The 20,091-nt window shown below is 52.5% G+C and carries 16 protein-coding genes; 6 read left to right on the top strand and 10 right to left on the bottom strand.

Annotated elements, in window-relative coordinates; genetic code table 11:
• Positions 1-10: 10 nt before the first annotated feature.
• From ACTH3S_RS01685 to gloB, 5 genes are all read right to left on the bottom strand, one after another.
• Positions 11-1,036, bottom strand: a complete 1,026-nt coding sequence (locus ACTH3S_RS01685; protein ID WP_441807288.1) for an ABC transporter permease — start codon at positions 1,034-1,036, stop codon at positions 11-13.
• Between the two features lies 1 nt (position 1,037).
• A complete protein-coding gene (locus ACTH3S_RS01680) occupies positions 1,038-2,123 on the bottom strand; it encodes a microcin C ABC transporter permease YejB (protein ID WP_441807287.1) in 1,086 nt (361 codons plus the stop codon).
• A gap of 15 nt (positions 2,124-2,138) precedes the next feature.
• Positions 2,139-3,986: an extracellular solute-binding protein gene (locus ACTH3S_RS01675; protein ID WP_441807286.1), complete on the bottom strand. Its 1,848-nt coding sequence runs from the start codon at positions 3,984-3,986 to the stop codon at positions 2,139-2,141.
• A 24-nt stretch (positions 3,987-4,010) separates the two neighbouring features.
• Complete coding sequence (locus ACTH3S_RS01670) at positions 4,011-5,720, bottom strand: LysM peptidoglycan-binding domain-containing protein (RefSeq protein ID WP_441807285.1); 1,710 nt, start codon at positions 5,718-5,720, stop codon at positions 4,011-4,013.
• Positions 5,721-5,875: 155 nt separating this feature from the next.
• Positions 5,876-6,670, bottom strand: coding sequence for a hydroxyacylglutathione hydrolase (gloB, locus tag ACTH3S_RS01665; RefSeq protein ID WP_441807284.1), 795 nt, complete (start codon positions 6,668-6,670; stop codon positions 5,876-5,878).
• Positions 6,671-6,795: 125 nt separating this feature from the next.
• On the opposite strand from gloB, the gene ACTH3S_RS01660 reads away from it, so the two are divergent.
• The 4 genes from ACTH3S_RS01660 to ACTH3S_RS01645 all read left to right on the top strand — a co-directional run bounded on the left by ACTH3S_RS01660 (position 6,796) and on the right by ACTH3S_RS01645 (position 10,671).
• Entirely contained in the window at positions 6,796-7,587 is a 792-nt protein-coding gene (locus tag ACTH3S_RS01660; protein WP_441807283.1) for a class I SAM-dependent methyltransferase, read from the top strand.
• Positions 7,588-7,633: 46 nt separating this feature from the next.
• Positions 7,634-8,077: a ribonuclease HI gene (rnhA, locus tag ACTH3S_RS01655; RefSeq protein ID WP_441807282.1), complete on the top strand. Its 444-nt coding sequence runs from the start codon at positions 7,634-7,636 to the stop codon at positions 8,075-8,077.
• A 32-nt stretch (positions 8,078-8,109) separates the two neighbouring features.
• On the top strand, positions 8,110-8,820 hold the full coding sequence (gene dnaQ, locus ACTH3S_RS01650) for a DNA polymerase III subunit epsilon (protein ID WP_441807281.1): 711 nt from the start codon (positions 8,110-8,112) through the stop codon (positions 8,818-8,820).
• Positions 8,821-8,964: 144 nt separating this feature from the next.
• Positions 8,965-10,671 carry a chemotaxis protein gene (locus ACTH3S_RS01645; RefSeq protein ID WP_441807280.1) on the top strand — a complete coding sequence of 569 codons (1,707 nt, stop codon included), beginning with the start codon at positions 8,965-8,967 and terminating at the stop codon, positions 10,669-10,671.
• A 78-nt stretch (positions 10,672-10,749) separates the two neighbouring features.
• Here ACTH3S_RS01645 and ACTH3S_RS01640 read toward each other — a convergent pair whose 3' ends face one another.
• Entirely contained in the window at positions 10,750-11,064 is a 315-nt protein-coding gene (locus ACTH3S_RS01640) for an SCP2 sterol-binding domain-containing protein (protein WP_441807279.1), read from the bottom strand.
• A 229-nt stretch (positions 11,065-11,293) separates the two neighbouring features.
• Here ACTH3S_RS01640 and sohB point away from each other — a divergent pair, with 229 nt between their 5' ends.
• The gene (gene sohB, locus ACTH3S_RS01635) at positions 11,294-12,358 is read left to right on the top strand and encodes a protease SohB (RefSeq protein ID WP_441807278.1); all 1,065 of its coding nucleotides are present in this window, start codon (positions 11,294-11,296) and stop codon (positions 12,356-12,358) included.
• 22 nt (positions 12,359-12,380) lie between these two features.
• Positions 12,381-13,379, top strand: a complete 999-nt coding sequence (locus tag ACTH3S_RS01630) for a YhdH/YhfP family quinone oxidoreductase (protein WP_441807277.1) — start codon at positions 12,381-12,383, stop codon at positions 13,377-13,379.
• 145 nt (positions 13,380-13,524) lie between these two features.
• Here the strand turns inward: ACTH3S_RS01630 and ACTH3S_RS01625 are convergent, their stop codons facing one another.
• The 4 genes from ACTH3S_RS01625 to metH form a co-directional block, all read right to left on the bottom strand.
• Entirely contained in the window at positions 13,525-14,031 is a 507-nt protein-coding gene (locus ACTH3S_RS01625; protein ID WP_441807276.1) for a DUF934 domain-containing protein, read from the bottom strand.
• The gene (locus ACTH3S_RS01620; protein ID WP_441807275.1) at positions 14,024-15,676 is read right to left on the bottom strand and encodes a nitrite/sulfite reductase; all 1,653 of its coding nucleotides are present in this window, start codon (positions 15,674-15,676) and stop codon (positions 14,024-14,026) included. Before ACTH3S_RS01620 ends, ACTH3S_RS01625 begins: the two co-directional genes overlap by 8 nt.
• A gap of 397 nt (positions 15,677-16,073) precedes the next feature.
• Positions 16,074-16,310 (bottom strand): DUF2970 domain-containing protein, encoded by a 237-nt coding sequence (locus tag ACTH3S_RS01615; protein WP_441807274.1) that lies wholly within the window; start codon positions 16,308-16,310, stop codon positions 16,074-16,076.
• A 33-nt stretch (positions 16,311-16,343) separates the two neighbouring features.
• Positions 16,344-20,042 (bottom strand): methionine synthase, encoded by a 3,699-nt coding sequence (gene metH / locus ACTH3S_RS01610; protein ID WP_441807273.1) that lies wholly within the window; start codon positions 20,040-20,042, stop codon positions 16,344-16,346.
• Between the last annotated feature and the right edge of the window lie 49 nt (positions 20,043-20,091).

The raw sequence follows: 20,091 nt of genomic DNA, 5'->3' as shown, positions 1-20,091 counted from the left end.
ATCCCTTCTCTCATCCATTTTTGCGTGGGTCGAAGGCATCACGCACGGCTTCACCTACAAAAACCAGCAGGGTCAGCATCAGTGATAGAGACACAAATGCCGATATACCCAGCCAGGGAGCGTGTAGGTTGGCCTTGCCTTGGGCAATAAGCTCCCCGAGGGACGGCGAGCCCGAAGGCAAACCGAAGCCCAGAAAGTCCAGAGAAGTGAGGGCGGTAATTGCGCCGGTGAGAATGAACGGCAAAAACGTCAGCGTTGCCACCATAGCGTTGGGCAAAATATGCCGGAACATGATCTTCCGATTATTAAGTCCCAATGCTCGGGCCGCTTTCACGTATTCAAAATTTCGGGCTCTCAAAAACTCTGCTCGAACCACATCCACTAGCCCCATCCAGCTGAACATCAACATGATGCCCAAAAGCCACCAAAAGTTCGGCTGCACTATGCCGGAAAGGATAATCAGAAGGTATAGAACCGGCAGGCCGGACCAAATTTCGATAAAGCGCTGGCCGATCAAATCAATCTTACCGCCGTAGAAACCCTGTATGGCACCCACGATCACCCCAACGATACAGCTGGCAATGGTGAGTGTTAGCCCGAACAAAACGGATATACGGAAACCATAGATCACCCGCGCAGCAACATCACGGCCTTGATCGTCCGTGCCTAACCAATTTTCAGCGCTCGGTGGTGCAGGCGAGGGCACATCAAGGTCGTAGTTAATGGTGTCGTAGCTGAAGCGGATAGGGGGCCAAACCATCCAGCCATTGGCTAGAATTTCGTCAGCGATGAAAGGATCCCGGTAATCTGCATTCGTAGGCAAAAACCCGCCAAAGGTCTCTTCTGGAACATTCTCCACGACTGGAAAATACAGCGTGTCTTGGTACGAAATAACAAGCGGCTTATCGTTTGAGATCAACTCCGCTACCAGTGTCAGCCCAAAAATCGCCAGAAATGCCCATAGCGACCAGAAGCCGCGGCGGTTGTTTCGGAAGTTTCGTAGACGGCGTTTCTGAATCGGGGTTAGCGCCTTCACGTTACGCCCCCTCCCGGCTTTCAAAATCTATGCGGGGATCAACCAGCACGTAGGTGATGTCGCTGATCAACTTGAGCGCCAAGCCCATCAGAGTGAATATAAAGAGGGTGCCGAAGATGACTGGATAATCTCGGTTCAAGGCGGCTTCAAAGCCCAGAAGGCCAAGGCCATCAAGGGAGAAAATAACCTCAATCAGCAGCGAACCCGTAAAGAACAGGGAAACCAGCACGCCTGGCAGGCTGGCAATCACAATTAGCATGGCGTTGCGGAATACGTGGCCATACAAAACCTGGTTTTCGTCTAGGCCTTTGGCTCTAGCCGTTACCACATACTGCTTGCCGATTTCGTCAAGGAACGAGTTTTTCGTAAGTAGGGTGAGGGTGGCAAAGCCGCCGATCACGTTAGCGGTTACCGGCAGTGCAAGATGCCAGAAATAATCTCCGGCCTTTTGATACCAGTTGAGCTGATCGAAGTCTGAAGAGGTAAGTCCTCGCAGTGGAAACCAATCGAAGTAGCTGCCGCCAGCAAAGAGAACGATCAGCAAAATGGCGAATAGGAAACCGGGGATAGCATAGCCGATCACGATGGCAGAACTGCTCCACACATCGAAACGGGAACCGTCTGAAACCGCTTTTCGGATTCCCAAGGGTATGGAAATAAAATAGATAACCAGCGTGGACCAGAGACCCAGAGAAATAGAAACAGGCATTTTATCGAGAATCAGCTCGGTCACGCTTCTATCGCGAAAGAACGAATCGCCAAAATTGAAGGTGGCGTAGTCTTTGAGCATTTTGAAGAAACGCTCATGAGCCGGTTTATCGAAGCCATACATCACTTCGATTTCTTTCAGCATGTCATCGGGAATGCCGCGGGAGCCTCGCCGATCACTGGAGGCACTGGAAACCTCTGCGCCTGTGTCGCCACCAGAAGCCCGTGCCAAGGCATTGCCACCATGGCCTTCCATCTCTGCAATCAGCTGCTCAACAGGGCCGCCAGGGGCTGCCTGTACGATCACAAAGTTGAGCAGCAGAATGCCGATCAGAGTAGGGATTATCAGCGCCAGGCGCCGGAGTATATAGATGCCCATTTAGCGGCAGCTTCCTCAGGGCTCAGCCCACCAGTTATCGAGGTCCGTACCGTTTTTGGGTGTTGTCTTCGGATGCTTCAGGTGGCTCCAGTAGGCGACACGATCTTTTGCCAGGTGCCAGAGGGGAACTACGTAATATCCGTTAAGCAAAACCCTGTCGAGAGCGCGGGTGCGTTGCACCAACTCATCCCGGTCTGGGGCTTGTATCACCAAGCTCACGAGCTGATCGACCACCGGATCGCTCACCCCGGCGTAGTTGCGAGAGCCGTTGGCGTTTACCGTGGATGAGTGCCAGTACTCTCTCTGCTCATTGCCTGGGGAGTCGGATTGGCCGATGCTCTGAGTGATCATGTCGTAATCGAATTCACGCACACGTTGAACGTATTGGTTGCTGTCTACCAAGCGCACTGACACATCAATGCCGAGCCTGGCCAGATTGTTTTTAAAAGGCAGCACAACTCTTTCAAAGGTTTTCTGGAACAGCAGGATCTCGAACGTAAGAGGCTTGCCGGTTTCGACGTGTATCATCTTGCCATCACGAACCTCATAGCCGGCTGAGCGCAAAAGACCCATGGCCGTGCGTAAGTTATGCCTGAGGCCTTGCTTACCATCAGTGGTGGGTGCTTTAAACGGCTTGGTGAAAATATCTTCATCTAGCTGCCCCCGGTACTTTTCGAGAATGTCCAGCTCCCGGCCCGATGGCAATCCAGTTGCAGCCAGTTCACTGTTCTCAAAGTAACTGTTGGTGCGGGCATATTGGCCATAGAACAGGTTTTTGTTAGTCCACTCGAAATCAAAGCCGTAGGTCAGTGCTTCCCGGACTCGCGGGTCTTTAAAAACATTTTTTCGGGTGTTGAACACGAACCCCTGCATGCCAGTGGGACGGTGGTGTTCAATGGCTTCCTTAATGATCGCGCCGTCATCAAATTTATCGCCGGTGTAGGCCGTGGCCCAGTTTTTGGCTGATGTCTCTACCCTGAAATCAAAGCTGCCGGCTTCGAAGGCCTCTAGCGCAACTGTGTCGTCGGTATAGTAGTCGTAGCGAATTTGGTCGAAGTTAAACCTGCCTTTTCGAACCGCAAGGTCTTTTGCCCAATAATCATCCAGCCGTTCATACACAATAGAGCGACCAGCTTCAAAGTTGCCTATACGATAGGCACCACTGCCCACGGGAGGCGTAAGGCCGTTCTTCCCAAACTCTCGATCCTCCCAGTAGTGGGCGGGCAAAATGGGTATTTGTCCGAGAATCAGAGGCAGTTCGCGGTTGCTCGTTTTCTTGAAATCAAAGCGAATACGGTGGTCGTTTTCAACCGTCACCTTGCTCACATCCGCATAATAATTCCGGTAAAATGGGTGACCTTTGGTGGTTAGGATTTGGAATGAAAACTTCACGTCTTCTGCAGTGATGGGTTCGCCATCCTGAAAACGAGCTGCTTTTCTTAGATTGAAAACCACGTAGCTACGGTCTTCTGGTGTTTCTAGCGATTCAGCAATGAGACCATACATGGAAAATGGCTCATCCGCTGAGTATTCAAGGAGGGTGTCGTAGAGATAGTTACTAATTCCCGCTGCAGCCACGCCACGAATATCGAATGGATTGAAAGAATCAAAACCGTTGGCGACTATCGCCATTTTCAGAGCGCCGCCTTTGGGTGCCTCGGAGTTGATGTAATCGAAGTGGCTGAACCCTTTAGGGTATTTTGGCTCCCCATGCATGGCCATACCATGAACAGCTTGTGGAGCCAGTTCTGAGGCTTGGGAAGCAGGTGCTGAGCTGTTGGCAAAAACAACACCGGGGCTGGTCAGCAGGGCCAAGAATGAAAAAACCGATGCAAGACTTGAGACTGTTCGTATTGTTGTCATAGGTCTCTCGTAAACCGATGATTTTTAGGGGCTGTTCCGAATGTCAACGTAGAGTACCAGACTTTGCCAGGGTTGCAGATAACGAGAGGTGTTCAGATCGTTCCAGCTTGCGATGTCCCGCACATTCACCGAAAAACGATTGGCAATGCGCGCTAAGGAATCACCTTCGCGTACGCGGTACCCCACCTTACGAACCATGGCTTTACCGCGAGTGCTGCCGGCCGATGCAAGGGTAGGTTGAGCAGTCTTTGACCAGATTACCAGTTCTTTGCCGGGAATAAGGGGGTCACCAGGCGCCATGCCGTTCCACGCAGAGACTTGCCGCACGGTAGTCCGATGCTCGCGAGCAATATCCCAGAAGGTGTCGCCCCGGCGTACGGTGTAGCGCAGTTTGTTGCCGTCCCGTTTTTTGGCTTGTTTACGTTCAAGTCGTTTGGATGCGCTCAGCGCATAAGTGTCGGAGTTTTTGGAGGCCGATGGAATCATCAGCCGCTGACCAATACGGATAAGGTCGCTATTGAGACTATTCACCTGCAGGAGCACCGCAGGCGTGGTGGAGAATTTGCGAGAGATGGTGTTTAGGCTATCGCCGGACTTAACCACATAATTGCGCCAGGACACTCGCTTGTCTGCGGGAATGTCTGCCAGGGCCGTACGGAAAGTATCGGCATTCTGATGCGGTACCAGCAGGCGGTGAGGCCCTTCCGGCGACGTCGCCCAGCGGTTATAGGAAGGGTTGAGTAGATAAATCTCGTCAATATCCACACCTGCGAGTTCGGCAGCCTGGGCCAAGTCTAGCTGCCCACCTGTGTCGACCACATCGAAATACGGCTCGTCCTTCAGTGCGGGAAGCTCAATGCCATAGGCTTGTGGGTCGTCAAATATTTTTGCCAAAGCGATTAGCTTGGGTACGTAATGCCGGGTTTCTTGTGGCAACTGCAAAGACCAAAAATCTTGTGGTTTATTGCTTTTTCGATTACGGCGCATGGCTATGGAAACCGTGCCGCCGCCGCTGTTATAGGCAGCCAAGGCCAGGGTGTAATCGCCATCAAACCGGTTGGTCAAACGGTCGAGATAGGTGAGGGCCGCGTCAGTAGCGGTAATTACATCGCGACGGTCGTCGTGCCACCAGCTTTGGGTAAGGCCGAAGTACTTGCCGGTAGATGGTATGAACTGCCAGAGTCCAGCGGCACGGCCATGGGAATAAGCGAACGGGTCGAAGGCACTTTCAACAATGGGCAGCAGGGCAAATTCTGCAGGCAAGCCTCGCTTTTCTGTTTCGTTCACTATGTGGTGCAGGTATCGGCTGCCGCGTTCGACTACCCGATTGATATAGTTTGGGTGTCGCGCGTACCAGTTCAGTTGTTCCTGAACGCGTTTGCTGTCCACGTCATGGTCAAGAACGAAACCAGCCCGCAGCCGATCCCACATATCCGCCTGTTCAGACGTCTCATCCGCAACCTTCTGTTCGGGATTGTCGAGTTTCTCTCGAGCTTCCCGTGCTGCTGCCTTGAGTTCTGGCGCTATGGCGTCATCAAGCGGTTCGTCCCGCATGGAATCGCTGTCTTCGCCGGTTTCAACGGATTCTTTCAGTCCCTCGTCGCCGGCCGCAAGAGTTACCTCGTCTGAATCAAGGGGGCTTTCTGAGGCTGTGTCTGCTGCTAGATAAAGAGAACTGCAGCCGCCTGCCAGGGTGCCAAGAAACATTAGCAGGGGTAATCGTTTAACCGACATAGGCGATTTCCGGATCTGATTTAATGCTGGGTTTTATGTCTAAAAACCCGGCATATTTAGTAAGTTACGAGCAAGAGGTTAAACAATTCTATGGGAGCGTCTTTCCAGTGGTCAACAGCTCTCTCGTTACGGTGGTGAGAGAAAATGTTAACTGCTCAGAAATTATCTTTGCCGTGTCGTATGGCAGCGAAAATTGCACGCTCAGAATCTGCTGGCAGGCCTTGCTCTGAACAGTACTGTTTCGCCGCCGTCACGACGGCAGGATCGTCCCAACGCAAAAACGGGTTGAGCTGTTTCTCATCCGCAAGAATTGAAGGCACGGTCGGTTCGCCGTTATCTCGGCGCTTCATACACTGACGTTCAAAGGCTTCGAGTTTACTGTCGCCTGGTAGCCAGCTCCGGGCGAAGCGAAGGTTGGCCAGAGTGTATTCATGGGCACAATATACCGCCGTGGTGTCAGGCAGTTCCCTGAGAGACCTTAGGGACTCCATCATCTGGGCTGCGGTGCCTTCAAAAAGGCGGCCACAGCCACAGACGAAGAGCGTGTCGCCACAAAAGAGGGCCGGGCGACCGGCAATTTCAGCATCGGTAAAGAACGCAATGTGATCCAGAGTATGCCCAGGCACACTCATGACTTGGAATGTGACATTTTCCCACACGGCTTCATCGCCCGGGTGAACAAAGCTGGTGCTACCCTTAAAAGGTGAGTCGGCCGGCCCGATGACACGGGAATCAGGATAGTCCTGAACCAGTGCCTTTACGCCGCCTACGTGATCCGGGTGATGATGGGTAACCAAAATGGTATCAAGTGTCAGCCCATGCTCAGCAAGGTAGTCTTGTACTGGTTTGGCCTGGCCTGGATCTACAATCAGCGCTTTACCTGTGTCTGGGTCTGCAAGACACCATATATAGTTGTCACTGAATGCCGAGATGGCAGAAATGGTGAGCATCAGATGTCCCCGTATGTGCTTGGCAAGTGTGCCTGATATGATAGAGCATTAACTCCATAGTCCCAACAACCTCTGAGCTTGAGACCCTCCCAAAGGTTCCTTGCTAACGCGGGAGTAAAGGCAGTGTGAAGAAAAGCCAGGTCGTTGATTATTCATCTCGGAACGAGAGCTTTGAGAACTGGTTTCAGACGCCCCTGGGGCGAGCGTTGCTGGCAGATCAGCGCGGCTTTCTTGAGCGCAGGCTCGCCCGTCTGACGGGAGCGAGGCAGCTTCAAGTAAGTGTTAGTCACCGGTTGCCCCTTACCAGTGGCACTGATTTTTCACAGAAAATAATGACCACGCCTAGGTGCTTCACCGGCATACCCGATGGGGTCGTGGTGTGCGATGCGGACGAGCTGCCATTCCCCGGAGGCTCTATGGATTTGGTTGTGCTTCATCATACTGCTGATTTTTCTGATTATCCTCATCAGGTTTTGCGAGAGGCTTCGCGGGTTTTAAGGGGCGACGGCACCATCGCTCTGATTGGTTTTAACCCCGTTAGTTCTTGGGGGGTGCGCAGAGTTATCTCGCGGCACCATACTGGACCTTGGGGCGGGCGCTTTCTTTTGAGGGGGCGTATGGAAGACTGGCTGCGCCTGCTTGATTTCCAGATCGAGGTGTCTGTGACACGACTTTTCCGTTTGCCTTTCCAGCGCCATGGCCGCAAGGCTTCGGGCCATTTCAGCGAGCGGTTATCCCGTTACGGATTCCTTCCGGTTGGCGCGTATTACTGTATCCTTGCGAAAAAACGGGTTTGCGCCCCGATTTCACAACGGAGCTCATGGCGCCAGAGCAAAGTCATGGGGTTGTCGGGAAGCGGCACAGTAGGCGCATCCAGAGGCTGTCCCTCACAGACCCTTAACCACTCTGAAGAGTGATCGGCCATTGCTAGGCCACCATACCAAGATAGAGGCTAGAATTTTAATGTCCGAAAAGGTGATTGTGTATACCGATGGCGCCTGCAAAGGTAATCCGGGGCCCGGCGGCTGGGGCGTTGTGCTCCGCTACGGCGGTTCTTGCAAAACCCTGCATGGCGGTGAGCGCCAGTCCACGAATAACCGAATGGAGTTGATGGCTGCGATTCAGGGCTTGAAAGCGCTTAATCGCGGCTGCCAAGTCGAGTTGTATACAGATTCTCAGTATGTGCGTAAAGGCATTACCGAGTGGCTTTCTGGCTGGAAGCGAAACGGTTGGAAAACCGCGGCGAAAAAGCCGGTGAAAAACGATGACCTGTGGCGCGAGCTTGATTTGGAAACCGCAAAGCACGAGGTTAACTGGCATTGGGTTAAAGGCCATGCGGGTGTGCCAGATAACGAGCTGGCAGACGAGCTTGCGAACAAAGGGGTTGCCGAGCTGATCGGCAGCTGAAACGCGCTCTGAACTTAACTTGTGTGGGGCATATGAGACAAATTGTACTGGATACCGAAACAACGGGGATAGATCCCGCCGAAGGGCACCGAATTATCGAGATTGGTTGTGTTGAAATGATGGAGCGCCAGCTAACCGGCCGCAACTATCATGTTTACATCAATCCAGAGCGGGAAGTTGAAGCAGAAGCCATTACTATCCATGGGATTACCAATGAGTTTCTTTTAGATAAACCAAAGTTTGCTGCTGTCGCGGATGAGTTTTTTGAGTTTATCAAAGGCGCTGAACTGGTTATCCACAACGCTGCGTTTGATATCGGCTTTATGGATTCGGAGTTTGCCCGGGTGAAGCCTGTGCGTAAAACCGCCGACCATTGTGGGGTTGTAGACTCTCTTGCCCTTGCTCGGGCAAAGCATCCAGGTCAGAAGAACAATCTGAACGCCCTGTGTAAACGCTATGGCGTTGACAACAGCAACCGGGAACTCCACGGCGCGTTGCTGGATGCGGAAATTCTAGCGGAAGTATACCTTTTGCTCACAGGCGGACAAACTGCATTATCCCTTGATGCTGGGTCTGAAAGCGCGGGTGGGTCCGGAGGTCTCCGCAGATTGAACTCGGACCGGCCTGAGCTGGCTATCATTAAGGCGACCGAAGCTGAGAATGAAGCTCATCAGGCATTCATGGCCACCCTTGAGCAGAAGGCAGGCGGAACAGTCTGGAGCAAGTTGGAAGGCGCAGAATGAGAACTGTGTCTGCCTGTACCAATTGTTACACTCCAGCCTTGTTGAGGTCCTTGATCTTTATGTTATAAGTAATGGCTGGTTCGTCATTTTTTGGTCATGCAACAAGGTCGGGAGGGGTTAGCCGACTCATAATAGGAAGCGTTTATGGTTCAATCGTCTCTGGCGACGAAATCGCAGTCGTTTGATCTGGTCAAAAGTGAAATTGAGCAGACCATCAAACAGGCAGAATCTAGTCTTGAGCGCTTTCAGGAAAACCGTGAGAGTGGGGAGGATCTGCAGAACTGTCTGGATTTCTTGAATCAGCTTCGCGGCATCTTTATGTTGGTCGAGCTTCGCGGCGGTACGCTGCTATGCCAAGAAGCGGTTACTATGGCAAACGATGTTCCGGTCGGCGCAAACGACGACAAGAACATTCTGCTCACCACCTTGAACAACGCGCTATTTATTCTTCGTCGCTACGTAGAATACTACCACCAGCAGCGTGCGGATCACCCCGAACTGTTGCTGCCAGTTATCAACGAACTGCGTGAAGCCCGCCGTGAAAAGCCCTATCCGGAATCCTGTTTCTTTGAAGTAGATGTAAAAGACCAGCCTGATTTTTGCTCGGGCCTGTCGGTTTCTATTTTTGAGGGTACAGACGCTGAATATGAAATTGTTGCCCGGCGCATGCGCCTGACGTTCCAGGTGGCCCTGCTGGGCATACTCCGTGATCGTAACCCAGTGGTCAGCCAGAAGCTTATAGGCCGCGCCGCGCGGGGGCTTTTCCGTTTGTGTCAGGGGGCGCCTATGGGGCAGATGTGGTGTCTGGTCGCAATTGCAGCAGACACTATGGTAGATCGTGCCATGACGTTCACCAAAGCCCGCAAGCGTATGTTTATGCGTATCGAAAAGTATGCGCGGGAAATGGTTTATGTGGGAAAGATTACAACGGCTAAAGACGCGCCTGACTCGATCATTCGTGATCTTGTTTACCTGGTTTACCGAAGTGGTTCCGGCAACCCTGAGGCTGCTCGTGTTCTGTCTGCTTTCCAGTTAACTCCCGCAGAGTTTTCAGATTCCATCCTTGAGGCCCACTCACGACGTTTGTATGGCCCGGGCACGGATGTGCTCGAATCTCTTTCCGAAGCCTTGCAGGATGAGCTCAATCAACTCAAAGATAAACTCGATATCATAGAGCGTGGCATTGAGCCTGATTTGGCTGAACTTTCATCTATTGCGGATACCTTGGAGCGTCTTGGCAATACATTGGTCATGCTGGATCTTAATCGGCTAGCAACCATTGCCCGCGAAGAAGCGGTTAGGCTTCGCGCGTGGGAAGCTGAATCCCGGCTGCCCGGCGAGGAAGAGCTTTTTCGCCTCGCAGACTCGGTACTGGGTATTGAAGATGCGGTTATGCAAATTGTTAGCCGCGGCATCACAGCAGAAACAGACGCGCTGGCCGGCAGTGAGCGAAGCCGTGAGGAGTCCATTTATCTTAAAGAAGCGGTCTATGTGGTGGCCGACGAAGCTCGTGGTGCACTCACGTTAGCCAAGCGCGCCATCACAGCTTTTGTAGAATCGGACTACGACAAGCTTCACCTTGCCAATCTGCCAGCCACTTTGCACAGTATTTGGGGTGGGCTGCAGTTGGTAAACGACCCAGGCGCGGCCCACGTACTTGAGCGTGCAGCTGCGTCTATTCAGGAGCGTTTATTGGACGCCCGTGAAGCGCCGGAAATTCAGGTATTGGAAGCGCTGGCAGATGCTCTGACATCCCTTGAGTACTATATTGAAAGCATTGGTAAGCGTGAAGAGAGTAATGCTGATTTGCTTCGGCTAGCGGAAACATCGCTGGATGAAGTGGGGTTGTAACGTTGCTCTGATGATATGGCTTTGGATAATAAAAACCCGCGCGATGCGCGGGTTTTTTATGAGCTCAAAGGGGCGGTATTAGCCCATGTTGAACAGCTCACCCAGCTTAGTAGCCAGCATCATGTCGCCTTCGGCGCGAAGCTGGCCTGCCATGAAAGCTTGCATGCCGTCTGTTTCGCCGGACACGATACCTTCAAGGGTTTCAGCATTCATGATCAGGGTTACCGAAGGGTCAGCGTGAGCGCCTTCATTTAGTTTGCAAGTGCCGTCGTTGATAACCAAGTTGTAGCTCTTGTCATCTTCGATATCAAACTGGAATACAAGGTCTAGGCCCTGAGCTGCGTCTGCGTTGAAATTTTTCTCAAGTTTCTCAAAGATTTGATCTACAGACATTATTTTACCCTTATTTGATGGTTGTCTTGTCGTGATAACGGCTTTACGTGCCTGGCTTTCGCAGCCTTGGCGTTAGCCGGGTAGAGCCGACTTCGCAAATCGACTTTATGGTGAGACGTTATCCCTGTCAAGCTCGATCGAACGCTTGTTTTAATTTTTTTGCTCTGCTTATCACCAGAGTTTCGGTAAGTTACACTCTCGTGCTTGCTTAACTGCCTGGAGAAGCGTTTTGGAGTTCCTGACTGAATACGGTTTGTTTTTAGCCAAAGTAATCACCTTCGTTGTTGCGGCCGTGGTGGTTGTGTCCATTATCGTCTCTGCTACTCAGAAAGATCGGGACGATCACGAGGACGATGGTGAGCTGCAAATCCTTAAGCTCAACGACAAGTACCGCAAACTTCGTGAGGCCATTCAGGCACGGCTCATGACCGACCACGAGCGAAAAGCCTGGAGCAAAGCAAGAAAGAAAGAAGACAAAGCCGAAAAGAAAGCTGAAAAAGCAAAGAAAGACGAGGCCGACGCTGTTAAAGATGCGCCAGGGCGCATCTACGTGCTGGATTTTGACGGTGACATCAAGGCCAGCGATACAGACCCGCTTCGCCGTGCTATCTCTGCGGTGCTCAGTGTTGCCGAACCCGGTAAGGATGAAGTCGTTATTCGCCTGGAAAGCGGCGGCGGCCTTGTACACTCCTACGGCCTTGCGGCAGCACAACTTGACCGTATCCGCAGCAAAGGCATCCACCTTACGGCCTGTGTCGATAAGGTCGCGGCAAGTGGCGGTTATATGATGGCCTGTGTAGCAGATCGGATCGTTGCTTCGCCTTTCGCTGTTCTTGGCTCTATTGGTGTCGTTGCTCAACTACCGAACTTTCACCGCTTGCTCAAGAAAAATAACGTGGATTTCGAAATACTGACCGCCGGTGAGCACAAGCGCACCATGACCGTGTTTGGCGAAAATACCGACAAAGGCCGTCAAAAGTTCCTGGAAGACCTGGAAGATACCCACGGGCTGTTCAAGGACTATGTCAGTGAGCGCCGTCCGGAGCTGGATATTGCAGCGGTAGCAACGGGCGATATTTGGTTCGGTAAGCGGGCACTTGAGGTAAAACTCATCGACGAGATTAAAACCTCCGACGAATATCTCATTGAAGCGTGCGACAGGGCAGACGTAGTCTCTGTAGCGTTCCAGCGCAAACGAACCCTACCAGAGAAACTTGGGCTGGCAACCAGTAGCGCACTCGAGCACACGGTATGGAAGGTTCTAAGCGCATTTCGCAACCAGAAAATCCAGTAGCCAATAAAACGTGGGGAAGAACATGACGAGCGATACCCAATTCAAAGCCTGGCGTGTTGAAGAGCAGGATGGCAATTATAAAGGTGCTGAGCAGACCCTTAGCACCAAGGATCTTCCAGCGGGTGAGGTTCTGATAAAAGTCAGCCATTCCTCGCTGAATTATAAAGACGCGCTTTCGGCCTCGGGCAACAAAGGTGTTACTCGCTCATTCCCCCACACACCGGGCATAGATGCCGCCGGTGAAGTGGTCGAATCCGCCACCGGAACCCCAGCTGTTGGCAGCCAGGTGATCGTAACCGGCTACGACTTGGGCATGAATACCGACGGCGGATTTGGCGAATACATCCGCGTTCCGTCCGCCTGGTGCGTAGCCATGCCTGCCGGTTGGAAACCTGAGACGGCGATGATCTACGGCACAGCTGGCCTCACAGCCGGCCTGTGCGTGCAGAAGCTGCTCACCATGGGTGCTAGCGCTGAGCAGGGCAAAGTTGCCGTTTCAGGCGCCTCTGGAGCGGTAGGCAGCGTTGCGGTAGAGCTTCTCTCAAAACTGGGTTTTGATGTTGTAGCCATTAGCGGTAAAGCCGGTCACGCCGGAAGCTTGAAAGAACTCGGTGCTGCTGAGGTAGTGGGGCGTGATGCCTTGGCTGAAGATAAGAAGCCAATGCTAAAGCCGGTCTTTGCTAACGCCGTAGATACAGTTGGCGGGTCGCCTCTTGCTGAATTGCTGAAACAGATCCAGCCAGGCGGTTCCGTTTCCTGCTGCGGCCTAGTTGCCGGGCCACAACTCCAGACCACGGTTTTGCCGTTTATCCTGCGTGGTGTAAACCTGCTGGGTGTAGATTCGGTTGAAATCCCGTTGACCGAAAAAGAGGCCGTTTGGAAGAAGTTTTCAGGTGATTGGAAGTGCCCGAAGGCTGAAGCAACTGCAAAGCAGATTGGCCGTGCCGATCTTAATGAAGCGCTGCAAGCTTTTCTGAAAGGCGAATCAGCCGGAAAAATCGTTCTGGATCATAAGATTTGATCCGGTGAACCTCGAGCATACAGGGGCGGATGACCAGTCAAAACACGCTGTGAATACATCCTTGTACGCTCGGCTCCGCCATCCATGGCTCCGCACGGTTTTGACTGGTCATCCGCCCCTGTATGCGTACTTGAGGGCAAATGTACTAAGAAGCCCGACGCCGAAACAAAGGCAAATTCGTATCCGTAGCCGCCTGATACCCCTGACTAAAGAAATTCAGCGAACGAGCCGCCTTACGAATATCCTTATCAGGCCGCAGATCATAGGTATCAAAGCCACAGCGCTTCATAAACTGAAGCTGATCCAGCAATACATCGCCAATCGCCCGCAACTCATTTTTATAGCCAAAACGCTCCCGCAGCAGCCGTGCAGTGCTATACCCCCGACCATCGCTAAACTTCGGAAAGTTCACCGCGACCAAAGACAACTCGTGAACGTGATCTGCAAGAACTCCCGGCTCATCATGGCTATCCAACCAAACGCCGATATTGTCCTTTCCCGCAAACTGTTCACGATCCGCAATCCAGAGATCCGCCGGAATCAGGGCAGGTTGCTGCTCAGGAATATCCAATGATTCGCCGCTTTCAGGGCGCTGAATCACAACCCACTGGTTTTGACGGATGCTGCCATCCCGAAAAATAATATCAGGCATAAACCCGCTCCTTGAAAGGACTGATTCCAACACGGCGATAGGTATCCACGAAAGATTCCTCCTCGGTGCGCTTTTCGACATACACATCAATAATCTTCGCGATCACATCAGGCATATCATCTTGAGCGAACGACGGCCCCAGAATCTTGCCGATAGAGGCATCGTGCTGTGACGCGCCACCAAGACTCACCTGATAGAACTCCTGGCCTTTTTTATCGACACCCAAAACACCAATGTTGCCCACATGGTGGTGGCCGCAGGCATTCATGCACCCTGAGATGTTCAGGTCAATGTTGCCAATGTCGTACAGGTAATCGAGGTTATCAAAGCGGCGCTGAATGGCCTCGGCAACGGGAATCGACTTGGCATTTGCCAGTGCACAGAAATCGCCGCCGGGGCAGCAGATAATGTCTGTTAGCGTGTGCAGGTTGGCAGTGCCAAAGCCGATGGGGCCAAGCTTCTGCCAAAGTTCAAGCAGGCGATCCTGGCGTACATCGGCGAGTACCACGTTCTGATAGTGTGTTACCCGGGCTTCACCAAAACTGTATTCGTCTGCCAGGTCTGCGATCTGTTCAAGTTGTTGGTCGGTCACGTCTCCCGGGGGCGTTCCGGTTTCTTTCAACGTCAGCGATACAATTGCATAGCCGGGCTTTTTGTGGGTGTCTACGTTGTGTTGTAGCCACTGATCAAACCCGCGGTTTTTGAATCTCTGCTGTGCTAGCGACTCAGTCGCATTGTTCAGTTCGGCATACTCGGGCTCGGTAAAGTAACCCTGGATGCGCTCGATGGCTTCAGGCGTGAGCCGGGTAGGGGAATCCTTAATGTGTGCCCATTCCGTTTCGACCTTCTCTGCAAATCCTTCTGGAGTCAGAGCCTTTACCAAGATCTTAATACGCGCCTTAAACTTGTTATCACGGCGACCGTAACGGTTATAAACCCTAAGCACAGATTCTAAATAGGTCAGTAGATCGAGTTCTGGCAGAAATTCACGGATTACCGGGGCTACCATCGGTGTGCGACCCAAGCCGCCACCTACGTGTACTCGAAAGCCCAGCTCGCCAACTTCATTGCGAACGATCTGAAGGCCAATGTCGTGTACCTGAATGGCCGCCCGGTCAGTATTCTCCGATGCATTCACCGCTACCTTGAATTTTCTTGGCAGATACGCGAACTCTGGATGGAACGTCGACCACTGGCGAATAATTTCGCAGTAAGGGCGGGGATCCGCAATTTCGTCAGCCTGCACGCCCGCAAACTGGTCTGTGGTGGTATTTCTTATGCAGTTGCCGCTGGTTTGGTTGGCGTGCATTTCTACTTCTGCCAGCTCGGCCAGAATGTCAGGTACATTTTCCAATGCAGGCCAGTTCAGCTGCACGTTCTGACGCGTGGTGAAGTGTGCGTAGCTTTTGTCGTAATCCCGCGTAATACGCGCGAGACGACGCAACTGAACAGAGCGCAGCATGCCGTACGGTATGCAGATACGCAGCATGGGCGCGAGCCGCTGAATGTAAAGCCCGTTTTGAAGGCGCAGAGGCAAAAATTCGTCTTCTTCCAGTTCTCCGGCAAGCGCTCGCGCGGTCTGATCCCGGAACTGTGCAACCCGCTCGGTGGCCATTTGCCGATCGTGCTCGTCGTATACGTACATAAAGGAAAGTCCTGCATAATAACGTCGTAACGGCATGCACCCGAAGAGTTCCGGTTCCGGACTGTCGTCGGGTGCGCCCGAAAACCGGGGCCTTATATCTGAAACGAAGGATAGCAGGCCCTTCTTATTCTAGAAATGATTATTTCAAGATATGTTTATCGATTCAGGCGATAAGCCGGTACGTTGCGAGCTGGACGAATGTCAATTTGCTGCTTTACTGATAGGGGAAGCGTTGGCGAGGGCCCGTTTCACCAAAGACTGATGAGCAGACTCTAAAAAAGGGATAAGTAATGAAGAAGCTAATGCAATCAGATAGCCAGGTCGACGCCGTAGCTGCCGTACTGATTATTGCACTTGTGGTCTCATTTGCGGTGGTGTGGGTTTCCGGTCAGTAGCGCTACTGACCGGATAGGACAACCTGCACAACCAGAACGAGCGTGCCGATAAATAGAGCTGTGAACAGCAGGCCGCCGATAATGTAGGGCCAGGGGCTGTGGCTACCAAAATCTTCTTCGCGACGTTTGCTGGACTGAACCCCCAGCGCACCCGCCGCGACGGTTTGCATCACCTTGAAAACACTGGGGCCTTGAGGCCTTTTGTTTTTATCTTTCTCCGTACCAGGCGACTTTGCCATAAACCCCATCCTGTCTGTGTGCGAGCTTAGCCTTTACTCATCGGGATCGTAGGCGAGGCTGGGTGCCAGCCACCGTTCCGCATCTGCTTTGGAAAGGCCTTTACGCTCAGCATAGTCTTCAACCTGGTCTACGCCAATTTTACCCACCGCAAAAAACTTGGATTCCGGGTGTGAGAAGTACCAGCCCGATACCGCTGCGGTTGGGAACATCGCAAAACTTTCAGTGATCTCGATGCCCGTTTGTGCGGTGGCGTCCAGCAGTTTGAACAGGGTCGCCTTCTCTGTGTGATCAGGGCAGGCGGGGTAGCCAGGCGCTGGGCGAATCCCGTGATAGCGCTCTTTGATCAGGTCTTCGTTGCCGAGCTGCTCATCGCTGTTATAACCCCAGAACTCTTTCCGCACTCGCTGGTGCATGCGTTCCGCAAAGGCTTCTGCCAGGCGGTCTGCCAGGCCTTTCACCATGATCGCGTTGTAGTCGTCGTTAGCATTTTTGTATTCCAACGACATTTCTTCGGCACCTATGCCGGTGGTCACTGCAAAACCACCAATGTAGTCACAATGCTCTGTACCTTCTTCAGCCACAAAGTCAGACAGCGTCATCATGGATTGATTCGGAGCTTTGTCATCCTGCTGGCGCAAGTGGTGCAGTGTGGTTAGCTCTTCGCTACGGCTGTCATCTTTATACACCACAATGTCGTCGCCACGGCGGTATGCCGGCCAAAAACCGATAACACCTGAAGCCCTTACGCGCTTTTCATCAATCATTTTGCGTAGAATGATCTGGGCGTCGTCAAACAGATTTCGGGCTGCTTCGCCGCGCTTTGGATCGTCAAATACCTGTGGGTATTTGCCGGCGATGTCCCAGGAAATAAAGAACGGCGTCCAGTCTATGTAAGGTTCCAGCTCACCTAAATCATAGGATTCAAACAGCTTGGTACCGGTGAAAGCAGGCTTGGGCGGCACGTAGTTTTCGAAGTTGATTTTTGGAGCCCGCGCCCGTGCTTCTTTTAAACTCACTAGCTTGGTGCGGTCGCCCCGTTGCTTACGGCGTTCGCGAATTTTGTGGTACTCCTCGCGAGCATCGTTTACCAATTTGGGTTTTGCCGTTTCGCTGAGCAGCTGTGAGGCAACGTTTACGCAGCGAGAGGCGTCCGACACGTACAAGGCAATGTCGTTTTTATAGTGGGGCTCAATTTTTACCGCGGTATGCGCTTTGGAGGTAGTGGCACCACCAATCATTAAAGGCAGGTGGAAATCAAGACGCTGCATTTCCCGGGCAACGTGCACCATTTCATCCAGTGATGGGGTAATCAAGCCGCTTAGCCCAATAATATCTACGTTGTGCTCTATGGCGGCGTCGAGGATTTTGTTGCAGGGCACCATAACGCCCATATCTATCACCTCGTAGTTGTTGCACTGCAACACCACGCTTACGATGTTTTTGCCTATGTCGTGCACATCGCCTTTTACCGTGGCCATCAAGATTTTGCCTTTGGCCCGCTGGTCTTCAGACTTCTCCGCTTCAATAAACGGAATCAGGTGCGCCACTGCCTGTTTCATGACCCTGGCGCTTTTTACCACCTGGGGCAGGAACATCTTGCCATCGCTGAACAGGTCGCCGACCACGTTCATGCCGTCCATCAACGGGCCTTCGATTACGTGAATAGGGCGCTCTGCCTGTTGGCGACACTCTTCTGTGTCTTCAATAATAAAGTTGGTAATACCTTTGACCAGTGAGTGTTCCAGGCGTTTAATCACGGGCCACTCGCGCCACGCCAAGTCTTCCTCCTGCGTTTTACCGCCTTTGCCTTTGTAACGTTCGGCGATGTCTAGCAGGCGGTCTGTGGCGTCGTCGCGGCGATTGAGCACAACATCCTCAACCAGCTCTTTCAGTTCTGGGTCGATTTCATCGTAAATCACCAGCTGGCCAGGGTTTACAATGCCCATGTTCATGCCGGCTTTAATGGCGTAATACAGAAACACCGAGTGAATGGCCTCGCGTACCACATCGTTGCCACGGAAAGAGAAGGAAACGTTGCTCACGCCACCCGAAATAGACGCGTGGGGCAGGTTTTCCCGGATCCAGTGTGCGGCATTGATATAGTCCACCGCATAGTTGTTGTGTTCTTCAATACCTGTGGCGATGGCAAACACGTTCGGGTCGAAAATAATGTCGCTAGGGTTAAAGCCAATGCCGACCAGAACATCGTAAGACCGCTTGCAGATCTCGGTTTTGCGCTCAAAGGTGTCTGCCTGCCCGTCTTCATCGAAGGCCATCACCACCACGGCAGCGCCGTATCGCATGCAGTCTTTGGCGCGGTTTATGAACGCTTCTTCGCCTTCTTTCAGGCTGATAGAGTTCACCACCGCCTTGCCTTGAATGCAGCGCAGCCCCGCTTCGATTACGTCCCATTTGGACGAGTCGAGCATAATCGGCACCCGGGAGATATCAGGCTCGGAGGCAACCAGGTTCAGGAATTTGACCATCACCTCCTTGGAATCCAGCATGCCCTCATCCATGTTGATGTCGATAATCTGGGCGCCGTTTTCTACCTGATCCCGAGCCACGCTCAAGGCTTCTTCGTACTGTTCTTCTTTAATCAGGCGCAGGAATCGCTTGGAGCCGGTTACGTTGGTACGCTCGCCCGCGTTAATAAACAGGGTGTTTTCATCACCGGTAAAGGGTTCAAGACCGGAAAGGCGCAGCGCTTGTGGGCGTTCAGGTATTTTACGCGGTGGGTATTTTGATACAGCTTTTGCGACCGCTTCTATGTGTTCTGGAGCAGAACCACAGCAACCGCCAATGATGTTTAAAAAACCATCCCGCGCGAAACCTTCAATGGTTGCGGCCATTTCTTCCGGCGTTTGGTCGTATTCGCCAAATTCGTTAGGCAGGCCCGCGTTGGGGTGTGCGCTAACATAAGTGTTGGCCTTGCCTGACAACTCTTCCACATAAGGGCGCAACGCATCTGCCCCCAAAGCACAGTTCAGGCCAACAGAAATTGGACGGGAGTGGGCGATGGAATTCCAGAACGCTTCCGTGGTTTGCCCAGACAGCGTACGGCCAGAGGCGTCCGTAATGGTGCCGGAAATCATAATCGGCAGTTCGGTGCCACTGTCTATAAAATACTGCTGAGTGGCGTAAATCGCTGCTTTTGCGTTCAGCGTATCGAAAATAGTTTCGATAAGAATGATATCGCAACCGCCTTCAACCAAGCCTTCTACCGACTCGTAGTAATTGTCGACCAGCGTTTGAAAGTCGGTGTTACGAAAGCCAGGGTCGTTCACATCGGGCGATAGAGAGGCGGTTTTGGACGTGGGGCCCACAGCGCCAGCCACAAACCTGGGCTTACTGGGATCTTTGGCGGTGTATTCGTCCGCCACCTCTCGCGCCAGCTTTGCGGCCGCTATGTTCAGCTCTTTTGAAACCTCTTCCAGGCCATAGTCAGACTGAGACACCCGGGTAGAGTTGAACGTGTTGGTTTCAATAATATCTGCGCCAGCGTCCAGATAATCTGCATGAATGTTCCGCAGAAGGGCAGGCTGGGTGAGGTTCAGCAAGTCGTTGTTGCCTTGCACCTCACGGTCATAGTCGGCAAACCGATCGCCCCGGAACGCTTTCTCGTCCAGTTTCAAATTCTGGATCATGGTTCCCATGCCGCCGTCGAGAATCACGATGCGCTCTTGCAGGGCTTTGTGAAGTTGTTCCAGGCGAGTGTTGCGATCGGTCATAGTCAGTATTCCGGATGTCGGTATTAACGGCGTATTTGCTTCAATGGCG

It is taken from the genome of Marinobacter sp., assembly GCF_052094685.1.
GTDB lineage: Bacteria > Pseudomonadota > Gammaproteobacteria > Pseudomonadales > Oleiphilaceae > Marinobacter.
This window is presented reverse-complemented; position numbering and strand designations above follow the sequence as displayed.